The organism is Amycolatopsis sp. EV170708-02-1 (assembly GCF_022479115.1).
GTDB lineage: Bacteria > Actinomycetota > Actinomycetes > Mycobacteriales > Pseudonocardiaceae > Amycolatopsis.
Genome location: NZ_CP092497.1, coordinates 1,377,529 through 1,392,652 on the forward strand (window position 1 = coordinate 1,377,529; position 15,124 = coordinate 1,392,652).

A 15,124-nucleotide genomic window follows, 5' to 3' on the forward strand; every position below is an offset into this window, starting at 1 on the left:
GGAAGCCGCGTCACCACGCCCGAGGGCGTGTCTTCACGAACGGACCTCCGGGTCAGAAGATACTCAGGACTTCGGGGTGACGGCGAACCGGCGCAGTTCCAGCGCCGGGTTCTTCGCACGCACCTCGGAGATCCGCTCGGCGGAGACCTCGCCGGTCGCCGTCCCCGTGCGCTCCCCGAGCGAGGCGACGACCACGCCCATCGGGTCGACGATCATGCTGTGCCCCGAACCGGCGGGCGCGGCCTGCCCGGCCGCGACGAGGTAGATCGTGTTCTCGATCGCCCTGGCCCGGACCAGGGTGGTCCAGTGGTCCTCCTTGAGCGGACCGGGCATCCACTCCGCGGGCAGCAGTACCGCGTCGGCACCCGCGTCGACCAGGCGGCGGGTGACCTCCGGGAACCTGAGGTCGTAGCAGGTCTGGAGACCGAAGGTGATCCCGTCGACCTCGAACGTCTCCGGCGCTTCGATGTCGCCGGGCCGGACCAGCTCCGACTCGCGGAAACCGAAGGCGTCGTACAGGTGCAGCTTGCGGTAGAGCGCGGCGATGGCGCCATCGGGACCGGCCGCGACGAGGGTGTTCGAGATCCGCTCGCCGCCGGGGAGCGCTTCGTTGATGCCCGCGACGACGGTGATCTGCCGGTCCTTCGCCAGCCCGCGCAGCTCGGTGACGAACCGGCCGTCGAGTTCTTCGGCCGAGGTCACGAATTCCCGGCTCATCGTCGGTACGGTGAACAACGAGTACTCGGGCAGCACGACCACCCGCGCACCGCGGTCGGCCGCTTCGCCGGCGAGGGCGGCGACGCGGGCGAGGTTGGCCTCTTTGTCGTTGCCGGGCGCGAACTGCGCCACCGCGACGTGCACCATGGGACCCCTTCCAATAAGTGGAACTCTTGTATACATGATGGATACTTGGCTGGTCCAGGTGTAGGCTCAGTCGCGGAAAGTGACGGCATAGAGGGGGAACGAGATGACTGTGACCGCCGAAGGGGGCGGCCCGGCGCGCGAGCGGGTCTACACGTGGCTGCGCGACGGAATCATCTCGGGCGAGCTGGAAGGCGGCCGCTTCCTCGACGAGATGTGGGTCTCCGGTGTCGTTGGGGTGTCCCGGACACCGGTGCGCGAGGCGTTCCACCGGCTGGCCGCGGAGCGGTTCATCAGCCTATTGCCGCGCAAGGGCGCCCAGGTGCGCACGGTCACCGCCAGGGAGCTGGAAGAGGTCTACCAGAGCAGGCGGCTGATCGAAGGGCACGCCATCGCGACGCTGTGCGCGAACCGGGCGGGCGCGCCTGCCGAACTGCCGGAACTCATCGAGGCGATGGCGAGCGCCGGCGCCGAACGCGACTGGTTCGCCGTTTCGGGATTCGACCGCCGCTTCCATCGCGCCATCGTGAACGCGGCGGGCAACACCGTCCTGACCGAGCTGTACGACACCCTTCGTTCGCGGCAACAGCGGGTCACGGTCCGCGCGCTGGAGGCCCGGCCGGAACGGCTGACCGTGATCAACGAGGAGCACCGGGCACTGGTCGCCGCCCTGAACGACCACGACGCGAAAGAGGCGTCGCGGCTGCTGGAGGAGCATTTGCGCCCGGTGTCCGAAGTGATGTCGGTGCTGCCTCAGGAAGGCTGACCCGGCTGGTCGTGCGTCGAGCAGTGGATCCCGCCGCCGCCCGAGGCGATGGCCGGGATCTTCACCGGCACGATCTCGCGGCCGGGGAACTGTTCGCGCAAGACCTGCTGGGCGCGCTCGTCCGCTTCGGTGTCACCGAACCTCGGCACGAAGACCGACTTGTTCGCCACGTAGAAGTTGGCGTACGAGATCACGCTGTCTTCGCCGTAACCCTCGACCTTGTCCGGATCCGGCTGGACGAGGTCGATCACCTTGAAGGGTTCGCCGTCGGCGTCGGTGGCGCTCGCGAGCACCGACCTCGCCTGATCGGCCGCGCGGGACCAGGAATCGGGCGGGGTTCCGGGCGCCGCCCTGTCCAGGAGGACGACGCCGGGTGCGGTGAACCGGGCCAGGCAGTCGACGTGGGCGTCGGTGATGTCCTCGCCGCGTACGCCCGCGAACCAGATGACCTTCCGGACGCCGAGCAGCTTCTTCAGTTCGTCTTCGATCTCCTGGCGGCTCCTGCCCTTGTTGCGGTTGTCGTTGACGAGTGAGCTTTCGGTGACCATCACCGTGCCGGCGCCGTCGGTCTCGAACGAGCCGCCCTCGGCGGTGATCCAGGTTTCGGTGCGGGCCAGGCCGTATTTGCCCAGCACGGACCTCGCGACGGCGTTGTCCTTGTCGTGCGGCTTCTGTTTGTTCCCCCAGCCGTTGAAGTTGAAGTCGACCCCCGCGACCTTGCCCGCCTCCTCGACGAACACCGGGACGGTGTCGCGGGCCCACAGGTCGTCGACCGGGATCGGGACGACCTCGACGGTGTCGCCGCAAGCCTGCTGAGCGGCGTCGGCGTGCTCGGGCCGGGCGAGGAGCGCTACCGGTTCGTAGTCGGCGATCGCCTTGGCCAGACCGGCGATCTCCTCGCGGACCGCGGGCAGGTCCTCCGCCCAGATGGACCTCGACGCCGGCCACGACAGATAGGTGCGCGCGTGGCTCTCCCATTCGGCGCCCATCCGGCGAGCCGCCGCGGCGGGTGCGGGCGAACCCGGCTTCGGGGCAGGCGCGGCCGGGTTCGCCGAGCATCCCGCGCTCCCGACGGCGACGGCCGCTGTCAGCGCACGCAGGACCGTGCGACGGGGAAGGGACGAATCGAACACTCCGCACTCCTTGGTCGGGCCGGCGAGGACACGATAGCATCCTGACTGAAAATTCAGTCAGGACGAGACCGCTAGGGTGATCACCCGTGTCCGAACGCCAGCAGAAGATCTTGGAAGCGGCCGTGCGAGTGATCGCGCGCAGCGGGGTGCGGGGCCTGCGGGTCGAGAAGATCGCGGCCGAGGCAGGCATCTCGACGTCGCTGATCTACTACCACTTCACCAACCGCGCCGGGCTGCTCGAGAAGACACTGGAATTCGTCAGCGATCGCGCCGCGGCTTACACCGAAGAGGCCGCGGCCGAGGCGGCGGATCCCCGTGCCGAGCTGGAACTCCTGCTGTTCGGGGAGCTTCAGGACACGCAGGCCGTGCGGGAGAACAGCACCGCCTGGGGAGAGCTGCGAGCCAGTGCCGTGTTCACTCCGGAACTGCGCGAACCGCTGGCGCAGTCGACCCGGATCTGGGTGGACGAGGTCGCCGAGGTGATCCGGCGCGTCGAGGGCGCCGGGGCCGAGGACGCCGCCGAACGGCTCACCAGCCTCGTCGAAGGACTCAGCGAGCGGTGGCTTTCTGGTTCGATGGACTTGGACCGGGCGCGGGAGCTCCTGCGGGGCGCGATCGCGCTGGAACTGGACAGGGCGGGGACCTGATGGGACTCGAGAAGATCGTCGGTGTCATGCGGGACAACCTCACCGTCCGGCGCGTCTACGGCGAACCGGTGGAGAAGGACGGTGTCGTGATCATCCCGGCCGCGAGCGTCATCGGCGGTGGAGGCGGCGGGCACGGCAGCGAGCAGGGCAAGGAAGGCGAGGGCGGCGGTTTCCTCCTCGCCGCGCGGCCGGTCGGTGCCTACGTGGTCAAGGGCGGTGACGTGCGCTGGGTGCCGGCGGTGGACGTGACCTTCCTCGGTGCGGTGTTCGCGATCATGGTCGCCGCGATCCACCGGTCATCCCGACGAGGATCAGCTCGATCCCGGTGAGGAACTGCTCCCGGTCGTCGTGATCGCGGGCCTCGGCGGCGACGGCCCGGAGGAAGGGGAACTCTTCGGGGTCGAGTTCTTCCCAGGCGTCGGCGGCGGCGCGGAGGAATTCGGCGCGGTCGACCCCGGGCCCGAGCACGCGGGAGTTCGCCGCGTTCTGGCCTGCCGCGCCGAAGATGTAGTGCACCAGCGCCGAGGTCGCCGTGAACCAGGTGGCTTCGGGGACGCCCAGCGCGCTGACCCGCTGCCCGACGCTTTCGAAGATCCGCGGGGTCACCGAACCCCGAGGGCTGCGGGAAAGCTGAAGGGCGAGCTGCTGGCCGAGCCACGGGTGGCGCTCGATCGCCTCGAACAGACTCAGCCCGATGGCCCGGATCTCGTCCTGGGGCGAGCCCGCGGGCTCGACGGTCAGCGCGGTGGAGATGACGAACGCGGTGGCGGCATCGAGCAGGGCGCCCTTGTTCGGCACATGCCAATAGATCGCTCCGGGGCCGGTGGAGAGGCGTTCGGTCAACGTCCGGAAGGTGAGCCCGCGTTCGCCGTCCGCGTCGAGCAGCGCGACGGCGGCCTCGACGATGCGCTCACGGGACAGTGCCTCCGCGCGGGTCCGTGGTGCCATGCCGATCATCGTGGCAGAGCGCGGATCGGTGCTTTCGGGTTAGCTTCCCTGTATGGCGAAAAGCTCGGCGGTGGAGATCGAGGTCGGCGACCGGACGGTGCGCGTCTCGAACCCGGATCGCGTCTACTTCCCGGCGCGGGGTGAGACGAAGCTGGACCTCGTCGAGTACTACCTCGCGGTCGGCGACGGGATCGTGCGGGCACTGCGGGAACGGCCGTGCATGCTGCACCGGTTCCCGTCCGGGGTCTCGGGGGACAAGGTCCACCAGAAGCGGGTCCCGAACGGCGCCCCGGACTGGCTGCAGACCGTCCGCGTCGACTTCCCCTCCGGCAGGCACGCCTACGAACTGTGCGTCACCCATCCCGCCGACGTGATCTGGGCGGTGCAGATGTCGACCGTCGAGTTCCATCCGTGGAACTCCCGCCGCGCCGACACCGAACGCCCCGACGAGTGGCGGATCGACCTCGACCCGATGCCCGACTGCCCGTTCTCGACGGTGCGGAAGGTCGCCGGGACCGTCCGCGAGATCTTGGACGAACTCGGCATCGCCGGCTTCCCGAAGACCTCCGGCGGGCACGGCATGCACGTCTACGTCCGGATCGAACCGCGGTGGGGTTTCCAGGAGGTGCGCCGCGCGGCGCTCGCCTTCGCGCACGAGGTGGAGCGGCGGATGCCCGCCGAGGTCACCACGACCTGGTGGCGCAAGGATCGCGACCCGTCGAAGCTGTTCGTGGACTACAACCAGAACGCCCGCGACCACACCATCGCGAGCGCCTACTCGGTCCGCGGCGTGCCCGAAGCCGTCGTCTCGACCCCGATCCGCTGGGACGAGGTCGACGACGTCGATCCGCGCGACTTCACGATCGCCACCGTGCCCGCGCGCTTCGCCGAACTCGGCGACCTGCACGCGGACATCGACGACACGGCGTACTCGCTGGACACCCTGCTCGAATGGGCCGATCGCGACGGCCTCGACGCCGAAGGCGAGTGACGCCCCCTGCCCGCATTCAGAGGACTAAATGCGGGCAGGGAGCCAGAGCCTCACTTGCCGACGTAGGCCGCCAGGTGCTCACCGGTGAGCGTCGAGGCGCTCGCGACGAGGTCGGACGGCGTGCCCTCGAAGACGATCTTGCCGCCGTCGTGTCCCGCGCCCGGGCCGAGGTCGATGATCCAGTCGGCGTGCGCCATGACCGCTTGGTGGTGCTCGATCACGATCACCGACTTGCCCGCGTCGACGAGCCGGTCCAGCAGGCCGAGCAGGTTCTCGACGTCGGCGAGGTGCAGACCGGTGGTCGGCTCGTCGAGGAGGTAGACGCCGCCCTTGTCGCCCATGTGCGTCGCGAGCTTCAGCCGCTGCCGCTCGCCGCCGGAAAGGGTGGTGAGCGGCTGGCCGAGGCTGAGGTAGCCGAGCCCGACGTCGTCGAGCCTGCTGAGGATCGCGTGCGCGGCGGGGATGCGCCCTTCGCCCTCACCGAAGAACTTCACGGCCTCGGACACCGGCATCTCCAGTGCCTCGCTGATGTTCTTGCCGCCGAAGGTGTACTCCAGCACCGAAGCCTGGAATCGCTTGCCTTCGCATTCCTCGCAGGTGGTCGCGGTGCCCGCCATGATGCCGAGGTCGGTGTAGATGACACCCGCGCCGTTGCAGGTCGGGCAGGCGCCCTCGGAGTTCGCGCTGAACAGCGCCGGCTTCACGCCGTTGGCCTTGGCGAACGCCTTGCGGATCGGTTCGAGCAGACCGGTGTAGGTGGCGGGGTTGCTCCGCCGCGAGCCGCGGATGGGGGTCTGGTCGACCGAGACCACACCCTCGTCGGCCGGGATCGATCCGTGGAGCAGGGAGCTCTTGCCGGAGCCCGCGACACCGGTGACGACGCACAGCACGCCGAGCGGGACGTCGACGTCCACGTTCCGGAGGTTGTGCCGGTCCGCGCCGCGGATCTCCAGTTTGCCGGTGGGTTCGCGGACGCTGTCCTTGAGCGACGCCCGGTCGTCGAGGTGCCTGCCGGTGATGGTGTCGCTGGCGCGCAGGCCCTCGACGGTGCCCTCGAAGCAGATCGTCCCGCCCGCGGTCCCCGCGCCGGGGCCGAGGTCGACGACGTGGTCGGCGATGGCGATGGTCTCCGGCTTGTGTTCGACGACCAGCACGGTGTTGCCCTTGTCGCGCAGCTGCAGGAGCAGGTTGTTCATGCGCTGGATGTCGTGCGGGTGCAGCCCGATGGTGGGCTCGTCGAACACGTAGGTGACGTCGGTGAGCGAAGACCCGAGGTGCCGGATCATCTTCGTACGCTGCGCCTCGCCACCCGAAAGCGTGCCGGACGGCCGGTCGAGGGAGAGGTAGCCGAGTCCGATGTCGACGAAGGAGTCGAGCGTGTGCTGGAGCTTCTCCAGCAGCGGCGCCACCGACGGCTCCTTGAGCCCGCGGACCCAGTCGGCGAGGTCGCTGATCTGCATCCGGCAGGCGTCGGCGATGTTGATCCGCTTGATCTTCGAAGACCGCGCGAGTTCGCTGAGCCTGCTCCCGTCGCATTCCGGGCAGACCGCGAAGGTGACCGCCCGGTCCACGAACGTGCGGATATGCGGCTGCATCGCCTCGCGGTCCTTGGACAGGAACGACTTCTGGATCGTGGGGATCAGTCCCGAGTAGGTCAGGTTGATGCCCTCGATCTTGAGTTTGACCGGCTCCTTGTAGAGCAGATCGTCCAGCTGCCGCTTGGTGTACTTCTTGATCGGCTTGTCGGGGTCGAAGAAGCCGCAGCCGCGCAGGATGCGGCCGTACCAGCCGTCCATGGAGAAACCGGGGATCGTCAGCGCGCCCTCGTTGAGGGATTTGGTGTCGTCGTACAGCGCGGTGAGGTCGATGTCGTTGACCTTGCCCCGGCCTTCGCACCGGGCGCACATGCCGCCGGTGATGCTGAACTCGCGGCGCTCCTTGGTGGTCCGGCCGCCCTTCTCGACGGTCACGGCGCCCGCGCCGGAGATCGAGGCGACGTTGAACGAGAACGCCTGAGGCGAACCGATGTGCGGCTTGCCGATGCGGCTGAAGAGGATGCGCAGCATCGCGTACGCGTCGGTGGCGGTGCCGACCGTGGAGCGGGGGTCGGAACCCATCCGCTGCTGGTCGACGATGATCGCGGTGGTCAGGCCGTCGAGCACGTCGACCTCGGGCCGGGCCAGCGTCGGCATGAAGCCCTGCACGAACGTGCTGTACGTCTCGTTGATCAGCCGCTGCGACTCGGCCGCGATCGTGTCGAAGACCAAGGAGCTCTTGCCCGAGCCGGAGACGCCGGTGAACACCGTCAGGCGTCGCTTCGGCAGCTCGACCGCGACGTTCTTGAGGTTGTTCTCGTTCGCGCCCAGGACACGGATCAGGTCGTGGCTGTCGGCGGGGTGTCCCTCGGGCTGCGGCCGGGTGGTCTTGCGCATCGTTTCTCCATCCTCATGGGGGCCGCGTGTACGTTCCGTCAGCCGCACCGGGCTCGATCTAACCAGGTTCGAGCAGTTCGTCCTTGACGATGGTCACGCTAGGTGAGTTCGGGGGACTCGCGCTTCTCGATTCCTGATCCGTCTCCGCCGAGCAGGGGAGCGATGAGCTTCTCGCCTTCGGGCCACGGGCCGTGCGCTCCGGTGAGGTGCCCGACGAAACCGATGTCGGCGAATCCGGCACCCCAGACCCCGGCGAAGTACCGGGCGCGGGCCGGCGTCATCCAGCGGTCGTTCGCGCTCGCGGCCACGACGGCGGGGAAGGGGAGCCGGAGGCGGGGGATCGGGGCGAACCCGGCCAGCGCGGGCTCAGGGTTCTCCTCGACGTCAGGAGGGGTGACGAACAGGGCGCCGCGCACCGGCCGGTCGCCCCCGGCCGCGAGCCAGTGCAGCACGGTCAGGCAGCCGAGACTGTGCGCCACCAGCACCGGAGGGGCCGCCGCTTCCGCGAGCGCCTCGTCCAGCCTGGTCACCCAGTCCTCGCGGACGGGCGCGTCCCAGTCGTCCTGGACGAACCGTCGCGAACCCGGATACCGGTCGAGCCATTCCGACTGCCAGTCCGCCGGCTCGGGACCGAACCAGCCGTCGGCGAAGAGCAATGCCATGGCCCCAGTATTCAGACGCTCCAGCCCTCGCTCTTGGTCGCCTTCAGATAGTCCTCGACCGGCGGCCCGACGGGCCTGCCCTCGTACTGGGTCGACAGCACCACCGACGACCTGATCTCGCCGTGTTTGCCCAGCCGTTCGAAGAGGCCTTCGAGGTGTTCGAGCGATACGGCCCGCACCTTCAGCATGGTGCACCGATCGCCGCTGAGCCGGTGCAGTTCGACCACCTCGGGGTAGTCCTCCGACTTGCTGGTGCGCAGCAGGCAGCTGCCGAGCGAGCAGCGCATTTCGACGAACGCCTGCAGGCCGTACCCGGCACGGTGCGCGTCGACCTGGGCGCGATACCCGGTGATGACGCCCGCCTCCTCAAGCCGCCGGACGCGTTCGGCGACGGCGGGCGCGGAGAGGTTCACGCGGCGGCCCAGCTCCTTGAACGAGAGCCGCCCGTCGGCCTGGAGCGTTTCGAGGAGCCGCCAGTCGAGGTCGTCCAGCGCCCTTTCCGATCGTAAGGTCATCGCGCCCGGATTCCTTCCATGATGCGCCCCGCACCCCCGCGAGGCCTTCGACAGCCTATTCGCCGCGGCGCCCGGAATCCCTAGGTTTGAATCATGAAACCGATGTTCGCGCTCTTCATGGGCGTCGCCTGTCTCAGTACCGCGGTCGTCGGCCTGTCCACCACGGCCGCGTTGATCATGGTCGAGCACGCCGGCGCGGCCTGGAGCGGGTTGCCGAGCGCCGTGCTGGTACTCGGGTCAGCCCTGGGTTCGCTGTCGTCGGGCGCGCTGGCCGCGCGCTACGGCAGGCGGTTCGTCCTGGTGCTGATGTACGGGGCGGCGGTGACGGGCGCGCTGATCTCGTTCGCCGGTGTGCTCGGCGGATCCGTGCTCGCGCTGGTCGCGGGGATGCCCCTGATCGGCTTCGGCAACAGCGGGGCGCAGCTCTCCCGCTACACCGCGGCCGATCTGTCTCCCGAGCACCGCAAGGGTTTCGCACTGTCCACAATGGTCTGGGCGGGGACCGTCGGCGCGGTCGCCGGGCCCGCGCTGATCGCGCCGGCCGCCGCGAGGGCGGAAGCCGCCGAGCTCCCCGCCCTGTCCGGTCCGATCGCGGCGGGGGCGATCGTCGTGGCCATCGCCGTGGCCGCCGTCGCCACCCTGCCGCGTGGCCTCGCCGCCCCGGAAGAGGGCGTGCCCAAGCGGGAGCGGATGTCCGTGCGGAACCCGGTGATCCTCGGGCCGCTCGTGGCGATGGTCTGCGCGCAGCTGGCGATGGTGGCGGTGATGACGATGACCCCGGTCCAGCTGCACGAGCACGGTCAAGGTCTCGACGTGGTCGGCTGGGTGCTGAGCGCCCATCTGGTCGGGATGTTCGCGCTGGCACCGTTGTCCGGCTGGATCGCCGACCGCTGGGGCGGCCGCGCGACCATCTTCGGCGGGATCGGGACGATCACCGTCGCGGCGGTCACCGTGATCGGCGCCCCCGATTCGCATCACGTGGGCATCCCGATCGCGCTGTTCCTGCTGGGCTACGGGTGGAACCTGGTGTTCGTCGGCGGCAGCAGCATGCTCAGCCGCGACCTCCCGGCCGCCCAGCGGACGAGGGCACAAGGCACGGTCGACGCCTTCGTCTGGGGGACCTCGGCCGCGGCGAGCCTGCTCGCCGGGCAGCTGTTCGGCCTGGGTGGCTACGTTCTGGTCGGCGTCGCGGGTGGTCTGTGCGCCCTCGTCCCGCTCGCCGTACTCGGCCGCCGGAACCTCGTGCGGGAGCCCGGTGAAAAAGCCGGGCTCCGCTGATCTGCGAAACCCGGGCGCAGCCGTCATACTGCTTCACTCCGACGCGAACGAACCCGTGATGACGCAGATCACGTGGGTGACCGATTCGGAGGGTCCTAGGGTGAAAGCAGACAAGGTGCGGGAGATCGGGGGTGCACGATGAGCGAGTTCGCGGTGAATCTGCGGGACCGGGTACGGCAGGCGAGGGAGGACGTTCAGATCGCCAAGCAGGCCTCTGACGAGGACCGGGCCTCGGCCGTCGGCGCCGATCTGGCCAATCTGGAGCGACTGGCCGCCGAACACGGCGTGGAACTGCCGGAGCAGGCCTCGGGGGACACCCGGGCGTGACCCCGGGTTCCGGGCCCGTGATCGGCCTTTGACACCCTGGGGCGTGTGACCGAAAGCCTGAACCGGATCCGTGCCTTCCTGGCGGACCGCGAGCCGCCGACACCGTGCCTGGTCGTCGACACCGACCTTGTCGCGGAACGCGCGGCCGCGGTCTCGGCGGCTTTCCCGGGCGCGGTGATCCGCTACGCGGTCAAGGCGAATCCGGCTCCCGAGGTACTCGACGCGGTGGCGTCGACCGGCGCGGGATTCGACGTGGCCGGTACGGCGGAGATCGAGCTGTGCCTGTCCCGGGGCGCGCGGGCGGCGGAACTGGCCTACGGCAACACGATCAAGAAACCGGCGGACATCGCCTTCGCCTACGCGCGCGGAGTCCGTGAATACACCACGGATTCCGCCGGTGATCTGGCGAATCTGGCCGAGCACGCGCCCGGTTCGCTGGTCTCGGTCCGCCTGCTGACCGGCGGCCCGGACTCGGTCACGCCGTTCGGGCACAAGTTCGGCTGCGAACCGGCGGTGGCCGCGGTCCTGCTCCGTCAGGCCGTGGAAGTCGGGCTGCGTCCGGGAATCGCGTTCCACGTCGGCTCGCAGCAGCCGGATCCGGCGGCCTGGGAGATCGGGATCGCGACCGCGGCCAAGGTCGCCGCCGAGGCGGGGGTCGTACTGGAGCGGCTCAACATCGGCGGCGGGTTCGCCACCGAGCACCGGGAACCGGTGCCGTCGCTGACGGATTACGCGGCGGCGATCCACGCCGCCCTCGGCGAGCATCTGCCCGAGCCGGAGCTGTTGCTGGAGCCCGGCCGGGTGATCGTCGCCGACGCCGGGCTCATCAGGACCGAAGTCGTACTGGTGACCACTCGCGCCGCCGCCGACGAACGCCGCTGGGTCTACCTCGACGTCGGCAGGTACAACGGAATGGCGGAGTGCGAGAACGAAGCCGTCGCGTATCGGCTGGAGCCCGTCGGCGTTAAGGGACCGGAAGGACCGGTGGTCCTCGCGGGGCCGACCTGCGATGGTGACGACGTGTTGTACCAGCGGACGCCGTGCGCGCTGCCGAGGTCGTTGAAGGCGGGCGACCGGCTGGACATCCCGGGCACCGGGGCGTACACCGCCAGCTATTCTTCCGTCGCTTTCAACGGAATCGAGCCGTTGCGCACCTATTGTGTGGGGAGGTTCGCCGATGCCGGGTGAAGAACCACTCGTCGGCCGGTTCGCCGGCCGCCACGTACTCGCGGAGTTCGAGGGGATCGAGCCGTCGTTGCTCGACGACGCCCTCCTCCTCAAGAAGACCCTCGCCGAAGCGGTGACCGAGGCGGGGGCGACGGTCTGCGAAGTCGTGTCGCATTCCTTCGCCCCGCAAGGGGTCACGGTGCTCGCGCTGCTGGCCGAATCGCACGCTTCGGTGCACACCTATCCGGAGATCGGCTCGGTGTTCGTGGACGTGTTCACCTGCGGGGACCGCGCGGATCCGGAGCGCGCGGTCGCGCTGCTGGCGAAGATGCTGGGCGCGGGCACCGTCCGGATGTCCACTGTGGAACGAGGAGAGAACTGATGGCGCAGCGAGTGATCGTCGAGCCGATGGGCGCGGGGCTCACCCGGAACTGGGACGTCGAGGAGGTCCTGTTCGAGGGCCGCACCGCGTTCCAGAACGTCCTCATCGGACGGACCGCGCAGGGCATCTCGCTCTTCTGCGACGACGAGCGGCAGAGCACCGAGCTGAGCCAGCTCGTCTACCACGAGGCGCTGATGGTCCCGACACTGCTGCTCGCCGAACGCGTCGAGCGGGTGCTGATCATCGGGTCCAGCGAAGGCGTCGCCTCCGAGCTCGCCGTCGCGGCGGGGGCGGAGGTGGTCGACCACGTCGACATCGACGCCGAAGCGGTGCGGGCCTGCGCCGAGCACCTTCCCTACGGGTACACCCTCGACGATCTCGCCCGCGCCGAACGCGGCGAGGGGAAGGTCCGTGTCCACTACCGCGACGGCTGGGAGTTCCTCGCCGAAGCCCGGGAACGCGGCGATTCCTACGACGTGGTCGTGATCGACCTGCCGGACGAGAACGACGATCCGGCGGCGCAGCACAACCGGTTGTACGGAACCGATTTCCTTGCCCGGTGCACGGCGCTGCTCACCGACGGGGGAGTGGTCGGCTGCCAGGCCGGCTGCCCGACGCTGTGGCGCAACCAGACGCTGATCACGGCGTGGCGCCGGTTCACCGAGTCGTTCGGGACCGTGCTCTACTACGGTTCGGACGAGCACGAGTGGGCCTTCCTGACCGGCAGGGCCGACGCGCTCGCCGATCCCGGCGCTTTCGTCACGGAAAAGATCGGCAAGGCGGGGATCGGGGAGTCCACTATGGACGAAGACGCGCTGAGGGCGAACACGGTGCCGCCGTTTTCCTTGCGGAACCACTGAGAAGCCCGTAACCGTTACCCCGCCGAGATCAACGGTCGTCGCTGTGCGTGGCGATCGGTCACAGGATCCTCCATCTGGTCGTTGCCGGGTTTCGCCGTGCGGGCCAGAATCGCTCGGGTGGGCAGCCGGGACGCGGGGATCGCCGCAGGAGCGAACAGGGAACCCGCGGTCTGTGCCGCCTTCGCGAGTTTGACCGCGAGTGTCACGGAAGACCTGGGGCCGGATCGGGTCGTGGACACCCTGTCCAGCGCATGCGCCCGCCTTCTGCCGATCGATTCCACCGAAGTCTTCCTGCCGGGCGTGGAGCTCGAACGCCATCCCGCGGTGGCGGAGGACGGGCCCGCGCTCGAATCCTTCGAAACCGGGAAGGACATCGCCGTACACGACCTTTCCGCCGAGGTTTCGCGCTGGCCGGGTTACGTCGCCAGGATGGCGGGTAGGGGCTACGCCGCGGTTTCCGCGCTGCCGTTGCGCACGATGGAGGAAACCGTCGGTTCGATCGCCTTCCTCAGTGCCGAAACCGCGGCCCTGAGCGTCGAAGACCGGCGGCTGGGTCGCGCGCTGGCCGACGTCGCGACGCTGTGTCTGCTGCAGCAGCGGGAACTGCGTCACTACCGGACGCTCTCGGAGCAGCTGCAGAAAGCGCTCGACAGCCGGGTCGTCATCGAGCAGGCGAAGGGCATGCTCGCCGAGCGCGCCGGCGTCGACCTCGGCACCGCCTTCCACCGCATGCGCTCCTTCGCCCGCAGCTCGAACAAGAAGCTGTCGGACGTCGCGCGCGGCGTCGTCGAAGGCACGCTGGACACCCGGAAGCTCCTTCGGCCTCGGAGCCGGTGACCACGGTCGAAAGGGCCGTTGGTCACCGGAACCGGTGACTTGTCCCCGGCGACACGCGACCGTGCGGCCCTAGGGCGCGAGGACCTGATCGGAAAGGCTTCACCCAGGAGAAAGGTGCGGTGGAGTCATGGCATTGTTGGGAACCTTGCTCGGGAAGGGCCGGTCGGTGCGGCCGAGCCTGCTTCCGTTGCTGGACTTGAGGTCGGCGGTGCTGACGCTGCGGTCCGGTCACGCGCTCGCGCCGACCGGTGCGGGGACGGTCTGCTTCGTCGCGGAGGGACGCCCCGCCGCGGAGACGGAGGCGGAGATCATCGCGGGTCTCGCCGGGGATTCCGCTCGCCGCAACCTGGTCACCCACGACGCACAAGGGCGGACGATCGTCCGCTGCTGGCGGGAGAACGGGGACCTCGGCTGGCTGCTCGACGATCTCGTCGACGTCAACGAGAGGCTGGCGCAGGCCGGGTTCGGGTCGTGGCTGCTGCACACGACGGTCGACTTCGCCGAGTTGCGGGACCTGCGCCACCCGAGGCTGACGATGGTCTACCGCCGGGAACGCGGCACTTTCTACCCGTACGCGCCTCGCGGGACCCGAGGCCGGGACCGGGCGATGGAGCTGAAGATCCGCTCGTCGCTGACCCGGATCGTGCCGATGGAGTCCGACATCGGCCGGTGGCGCCCGGTATGAAAGGCGTAACTCGCGTGCCTGAAGGCGTCATTCGCGTGCTTGAAGCCGTAACACTCGAGTTCCGCCTTCAAGCACGCGAGTTACGGCCTTGGGCACGGGGGTGGCGGGTCAGCCGGGGACGCCGCTGAGCCAGCCGCGCAACCGCTGGACGCGCCGGTCCCGTGGGCTCCATCGCGGGAACCGGTGCCGCGGGGCCTCGCCGTCGAAATGGCGGATGGCGGTCAGGACGTCGTCCAGCAGGGAGGCGTGGGTCTCCGGTTTCGCCACCACCCTCGGCAGCCGTTCGAGTTCGGCGGCGAGTGGTACCCGGCGGGCGGAGGCGTGCGTGCCGGGACGGCGGCGGGTCTCGCAGATTCTCGTGGTCACGTCCCGGTCACCCCTTCCCGGCGAATTCCGTCACCTACGACGATGAGGTACCGAGGGCCGTTCCGGTCAGCGCCGAAGGTTGTGCCATCGAGGGCACAAAGACCCCACTCCGTCGCCGGACGGGCACGGCGGGTCACGGGTTGGCGTCGAAACGACGACCGGGCCGTCCGCGGTGGGACAATGCGCCGGCACATCCGGCGCCGATCGCGAATCCGCACGCGGGTGAATACGGCCGTGGGCCGGATTGATTTCCGGGAATCTGCCGGA

General features: G+C 69.4%; 18 protein-coding genes. 11 read left to right on the forward strand and 7 right to left on the reverse strand.

Annotated features, from left to right (window positions below; genetic code table 11):
- Nucleotides 1-63: 63 nt before the first annotated feature.
- Nucleotides 64-864: a carbon-nitrogen hydrolase family protein gene (locus MJQ72_RS06225; protein ID WP_240598170.1), complete on the reverse strand. Its 801-nt coding sequence runs from the start codon at nucleotides 862-864 to the stop codon at nucleotides 64-66.
- 103 nt (nucleotides 865-967) lie between these two features.
- On the opposite strand from MJQ72_RS06225, the gene MJQ72_RS06230 reads away from it, so the two are divergent.
- Entirely contained in the window at nucleotides 968-1,627 is a 660-nt protein-coding gene (locus MJQ72_RS06230) for a GntR family transcriptional regulator (protein WP_240598171.1), read from the forward strand.
- Here the strand turns inward: MJQ72_RS06230 and MJQ72_RS06235 are convergent.
- Nucleotides 1,615-2,760 (reverse strand): agmatine/peptidylarginine deiminase, encoded by a 1,146-nt coding sequence (locus MJQ72_RS06235; RefSeq protein WP_240598172.1) that lies wholly within the window; start codon nucleotides 2,758-2,760, stop codon nucleotides 1,615-1,617. The two genes, MJQ72_RS06230 and MJQ72_RS06235, sit on opposite strands and share 13 nt — an antisense overlap.
- 86 nt (nucleotides 2,761-2,846) lie before the next feature.
- Between MJQ72_RS06235 and MJQ72_RS06240 the strand changes: the two genes are divergently transcribed.
- Together MJQ72_RS06240 and MJQ72_RS06245 are read left to right on the forward strand one after the other, a co-directional pair.
- Nucleotides 2,847-3,407, forward strand: coding sequence for a TetR/AcrR family transcriptional regulator (locus MJQ72_RS06240; RefSeq protein WP_240598173.1), 561 nt, complete (start codon nucleotides 2,847-2,849; stop codon nucleotides 3,405-3,407).
- Nucleotides 3,407-3,736, forward strand: a complete 330-nt coding sequence (locus tag MJQ72_RS06245) for a sporulation protein (RefSeq protein WP_240598174.1) — start codon at nucleotides 3,407-3,409, stop codon at nucleotides 3,734-3,736. The genes MJQ72_RS06240 and MJQ72_RS06245 overlap by 1 nt, the downstream gene beginning before the upstream one ends.
- Here the strand turns inward: MJQ72_RS06245 and MJQ72_RS06250 are convergent.
- Nucleotides 3,681-4,355 (reverse strand): TetR/AcrR family transcriptional regulator, encoded by a 675-nt coding sequence (locus tag MJQ72_RS06250; protein ID WP_240598175.1) that lies wholly within the window; start codon nucleotides 4,353-4,355, stop codon nucleotides 3,681-3,683. The two genes, MJQ72_RS06245 and MJQ72_RS06250, sit on opposite strands and share 56 nt — an antisense overlap.
- A gap of 52 nt (nucleotides 4,356-4,407) precedes the next feature.
- On the opposite strand from MJQ72_RS06250, the gene ligD reads away from it, so the two are divergent.
- Nucleotides 4,408-5,346: a non-homologous end-joining DNA ligase gene (gene ligD, locus MJQ72_RS06255; RefSeq protein ID WP_240598176.1), complete on the forward strand. Its 939-nt coding sequence runs from the start codon at nucleotides 4,408-4,410 to the stop codon at nucleotides 5,344-5,346.
- A 50-nt stretch (nucleotides 5,347-5,396) separates the two neighbouring features.
- Here ligD and MJQ72_RS06260 read toward each other — a convergent pair whose 3' ends face one another.
- The 3 genes from MJQ72_RS06260 to MJQ72_RS06270 form a co-directional block, all read right to left on the reverse strand.
- Nucleotides 5,397-7,778, reverse strand: coding sequence for an excinuclease ABC subunit UvrA (locus tag MJQ72_RS06260; protein WP_240598177.1), 2,382 nt, complete (start codon nucleotides 7,776-7,778; stop codon nucleotides 5,397-5,399).
- Between the two features lie 98 nt (nucleotides 7,779-7,876).
- Nucleotides 7,877-8,440 carry an alpha/beta hydrolase gene (locus MJQ72_RS06265; protein WP_240598178.1) on the reverse strand — a complete coding sequence of 188 codons (564 nt, stop codon included), beginning with the start codon at nucleotides 8,438-8,440 and terminating at the stop codon, nucleotides 7,877-7,879.
- Nucleotides 8,441-8,451: 11 nt separating this feature from the next.
- Nucleotides 8,452-8,955 carry an Lrp/AsnC family transcriptional regulator gene (locus MJQ72_RS06270; protein WP_037338807.1) on the reverse strand — a complete coding sequence of 168 codons (504 nt, stop codon included), beginning with the start codon at nucleotides 8,953-8,955 and terminating at the stop codon, nucleotides 8,452-8,454.
- Nucleotides 8,956-9,048: 93 nt separating this feature from the next.
- Here MJQ72_RS06270 and MJQ72_RS06275 point away from each other — a divergent pair, with 93 nt between their 5' ends.
- The 7 genes from MJQ72_RS06275 to MJQ72_RS06305 all read left to right on the forward strand — a co-directional run bounded on the left by MJQ72_RS06275 (nucleotide 9,049) and on the right by MJQ72_RS06305 (nucleotide 14,491).
- Nucleotides 9,049-10,233 (forward strand): MFS transporter, encoded by a 1,185-nt coding sequence (locus tag MJQ72_RS06275; RefSeq protein WP_240598179.1) that lies wholly within the window; start codon nucleotides 9,049-9,051, stop codon nucleotides 10,231-10,233.
- A 138-nt stretch (nucleotides 10,234-10,371) separates the two neighbouring features.
- Nucleotides 10,372-10,560 (forward strand): hypothetical protein, encoded by a 189-nt coding sequence (locus MJQ72_RS06280; RefSeq protein WP_240598180.1) that lies wholly within the window; start codon nucleotides 10,372-10,374, stop codon nucleotides 10,558-10,560.
- A 45-nt stretch (nucleotides 10,561-10,605) separates the two neighbouring features.
- Entirely contained in the window at nucleotides 10,606-11,748 is a 1,143-nt protein-coding gene (locus tag MJQ72_RS06285) for a type III PLP-dependent enzyme (protein WP_240598181.1), read from the forward strand.
- Nucleotides 11,738-12,109, forward strand: a complete 372-nt coding sequence (speD, locus tag MJQ72_RS06290; RefSeq protein WP_240598182.1) for an adenosylmethionine decarboxylase — start codon at nucleotides 11,738-11,740, stop codon at nucleotides 12,107-12,109. Before MJQ72_RS06285 ends, speD begins: the two co-directional genes overlap by 11 nt.
- Nucleotides 12,109-12,969 (forward strand): spermidine synthase, encoded by an 861-nt coding sequence (locus MJQ72_RS06295; RefSeq protein WP_240598183.1) that lies wholly within the window; start codon nucleotides 12,109-12,111, stop codon nucleotides 12,967-12,969. Before speD ends, MJQ72_RS06295 begins: the two co-directional genes overlap by 1 nt.
- A gap of 117 nt (nucleotides 12,970-13,086) precedes the next feature.
- Nucleotides 13,087-13,806, forward strand: a complete 720-nt coding sequence (locus MJQ72_RS06300; RefSeq protein WP_240598184.1) for a GAF and ANTAR domain-containing protein — start codon at nucleotides 13,087-13,089, stop codon at nucleotides 13,804-13,806.
- A gap of 127 nt (nucleotides 13,807-13,933) precedes the next feature.
- The gene (locus tag MJQ72_RS06305; protein ID WP_240598185.1) at nucleotides 13,934-14,491 is read left to right on the forward strand and encodes a PspA-associated protein PspAB; all 558 of its coding nucleotides are present in this window, start codon (nucleotides 13,934-13,936) and stop codon (nucleotides 14,489-14,491) included.
- A 108-nt stretch (nucleotides 14,492-14,599) separates the two neighbouring features.
- Here MJQ72_RS06305 and MJQ72_RS06310 read toward each other — a convergent pair whose 3' ends face one another.
- Nucleotides 14,600-14,857, reverse strand: coding sequence for a hypothetical protein (locus MJQ72_RS06310; protein ID WP_240598186.1), 258 nt, complete (start codon nucleotides 14,855-14,857; stop codon nucleotides 14,600-14,602).
- Between the last annotated feature and the right edge of the window lie 267 nt (nucleotides 14,858-15,124).

What these genes read in the sequence shown, in the direction of transcription:
- MJQ72_RS06225 (WP_240598170.1), bottom strand. Translation starts at nt 864, where the DNA reads ATGGTGCACGTCGCGGTGGCGCAGTTCGCGCCCGGCAACGACAAAGAG.
- MJQ72_RS06230 (WP_240598171.1), top strand. Translation starts at nt 968, where the DNA reads ATGACTGTGACCGCCGAAGGGGGCGGCCCGGCGCGCGAGCGGGTCTAC.
- MJQ72_RS06245 (WP_240598174.1), top strand. Translation starts at nt 3,407, where the DNA reads ATGGGACTCGAGAAGATCGTCGGTGTCATGCGGGACAACCTCACCGTC.
- MJQ72_RS06250 (WP_240598175.1), bottom strand. Translation starts at nt 4,355, where the DNA reads ATGGCACCACGGACCCGCGCGGAGGCACTGTCCCGTGAGCGCATCGTC.
- ligD (WP_240598176.1), top strand. Translation starts at nt 4,408, where the DNA reads ATGGCGAAAAGCTCGGCGGTGGAGATCGAGGTCGGCGACCGGACGGTG.
- MJQ72_RS06260 (WP_240598177.1), bottom strand. Translation starts at nt 7,778, where the DNA reads ATGCGCAAGACCACCCGGCCGCAGCCCGAGGGACACCCCGCCGACAGC.
- MJQ72_RS06265 (WP_240598178.1), bottom strand. Translation starts at nt 8,440, where the DNA reads ATGGCATTGCTCTTCGCCGACGGCTGGTTCGGTCCCGAGCCGGCGGAC.
- MJQ72_RS06270 (WP_037338807.1), bottom strand. Translation starts at nt 8,955, where the DNA reads ATGACCTTACGATCGGAAAGGGCGCTGGACGACCTCGACTGGCGGCTC.
- MJQ72_RS06275 (WP_240598179.1), top strand. Translation starts at nt 9,049, where the DNA reads ATGAAACCGATGTTCGCGCTCTTCATGGGCGTCGCCTGTCTCAGTACC.
- MJQ72_RS06280 (WP_240598180.1), top strand. Translation starts at nt 10,372, where the DNA reads ATGAGCGAGTTCGCGGTGAATCTGCGGGACCGGGTACGGCAGGCGAGG.
- speD (WP_240598182.1), top strand. Translation starts at nt 11,738, where the DNA reads ATGCCGGGTGAAGAACCACTCGTCGGCCGGTTCGCCGGCCGCCACGTA.
- MJQ72_RS06295 (WP_240598183.1), top strand. Translation starts at nt 12,109, where the DNA reads ATGGCGCAGCGAGTGATCGTCGAGCCGATGGGCGCGGGGCTCACCCGG.
- MJQ72_RS06305 (WP_240598185.1), top strand. Translation starts at nt 13,934, where the DNA reads ATGGCATTGTTGGGAACCTTGCTCGGGAAGGGCCGGTCGGTGCGGCCG.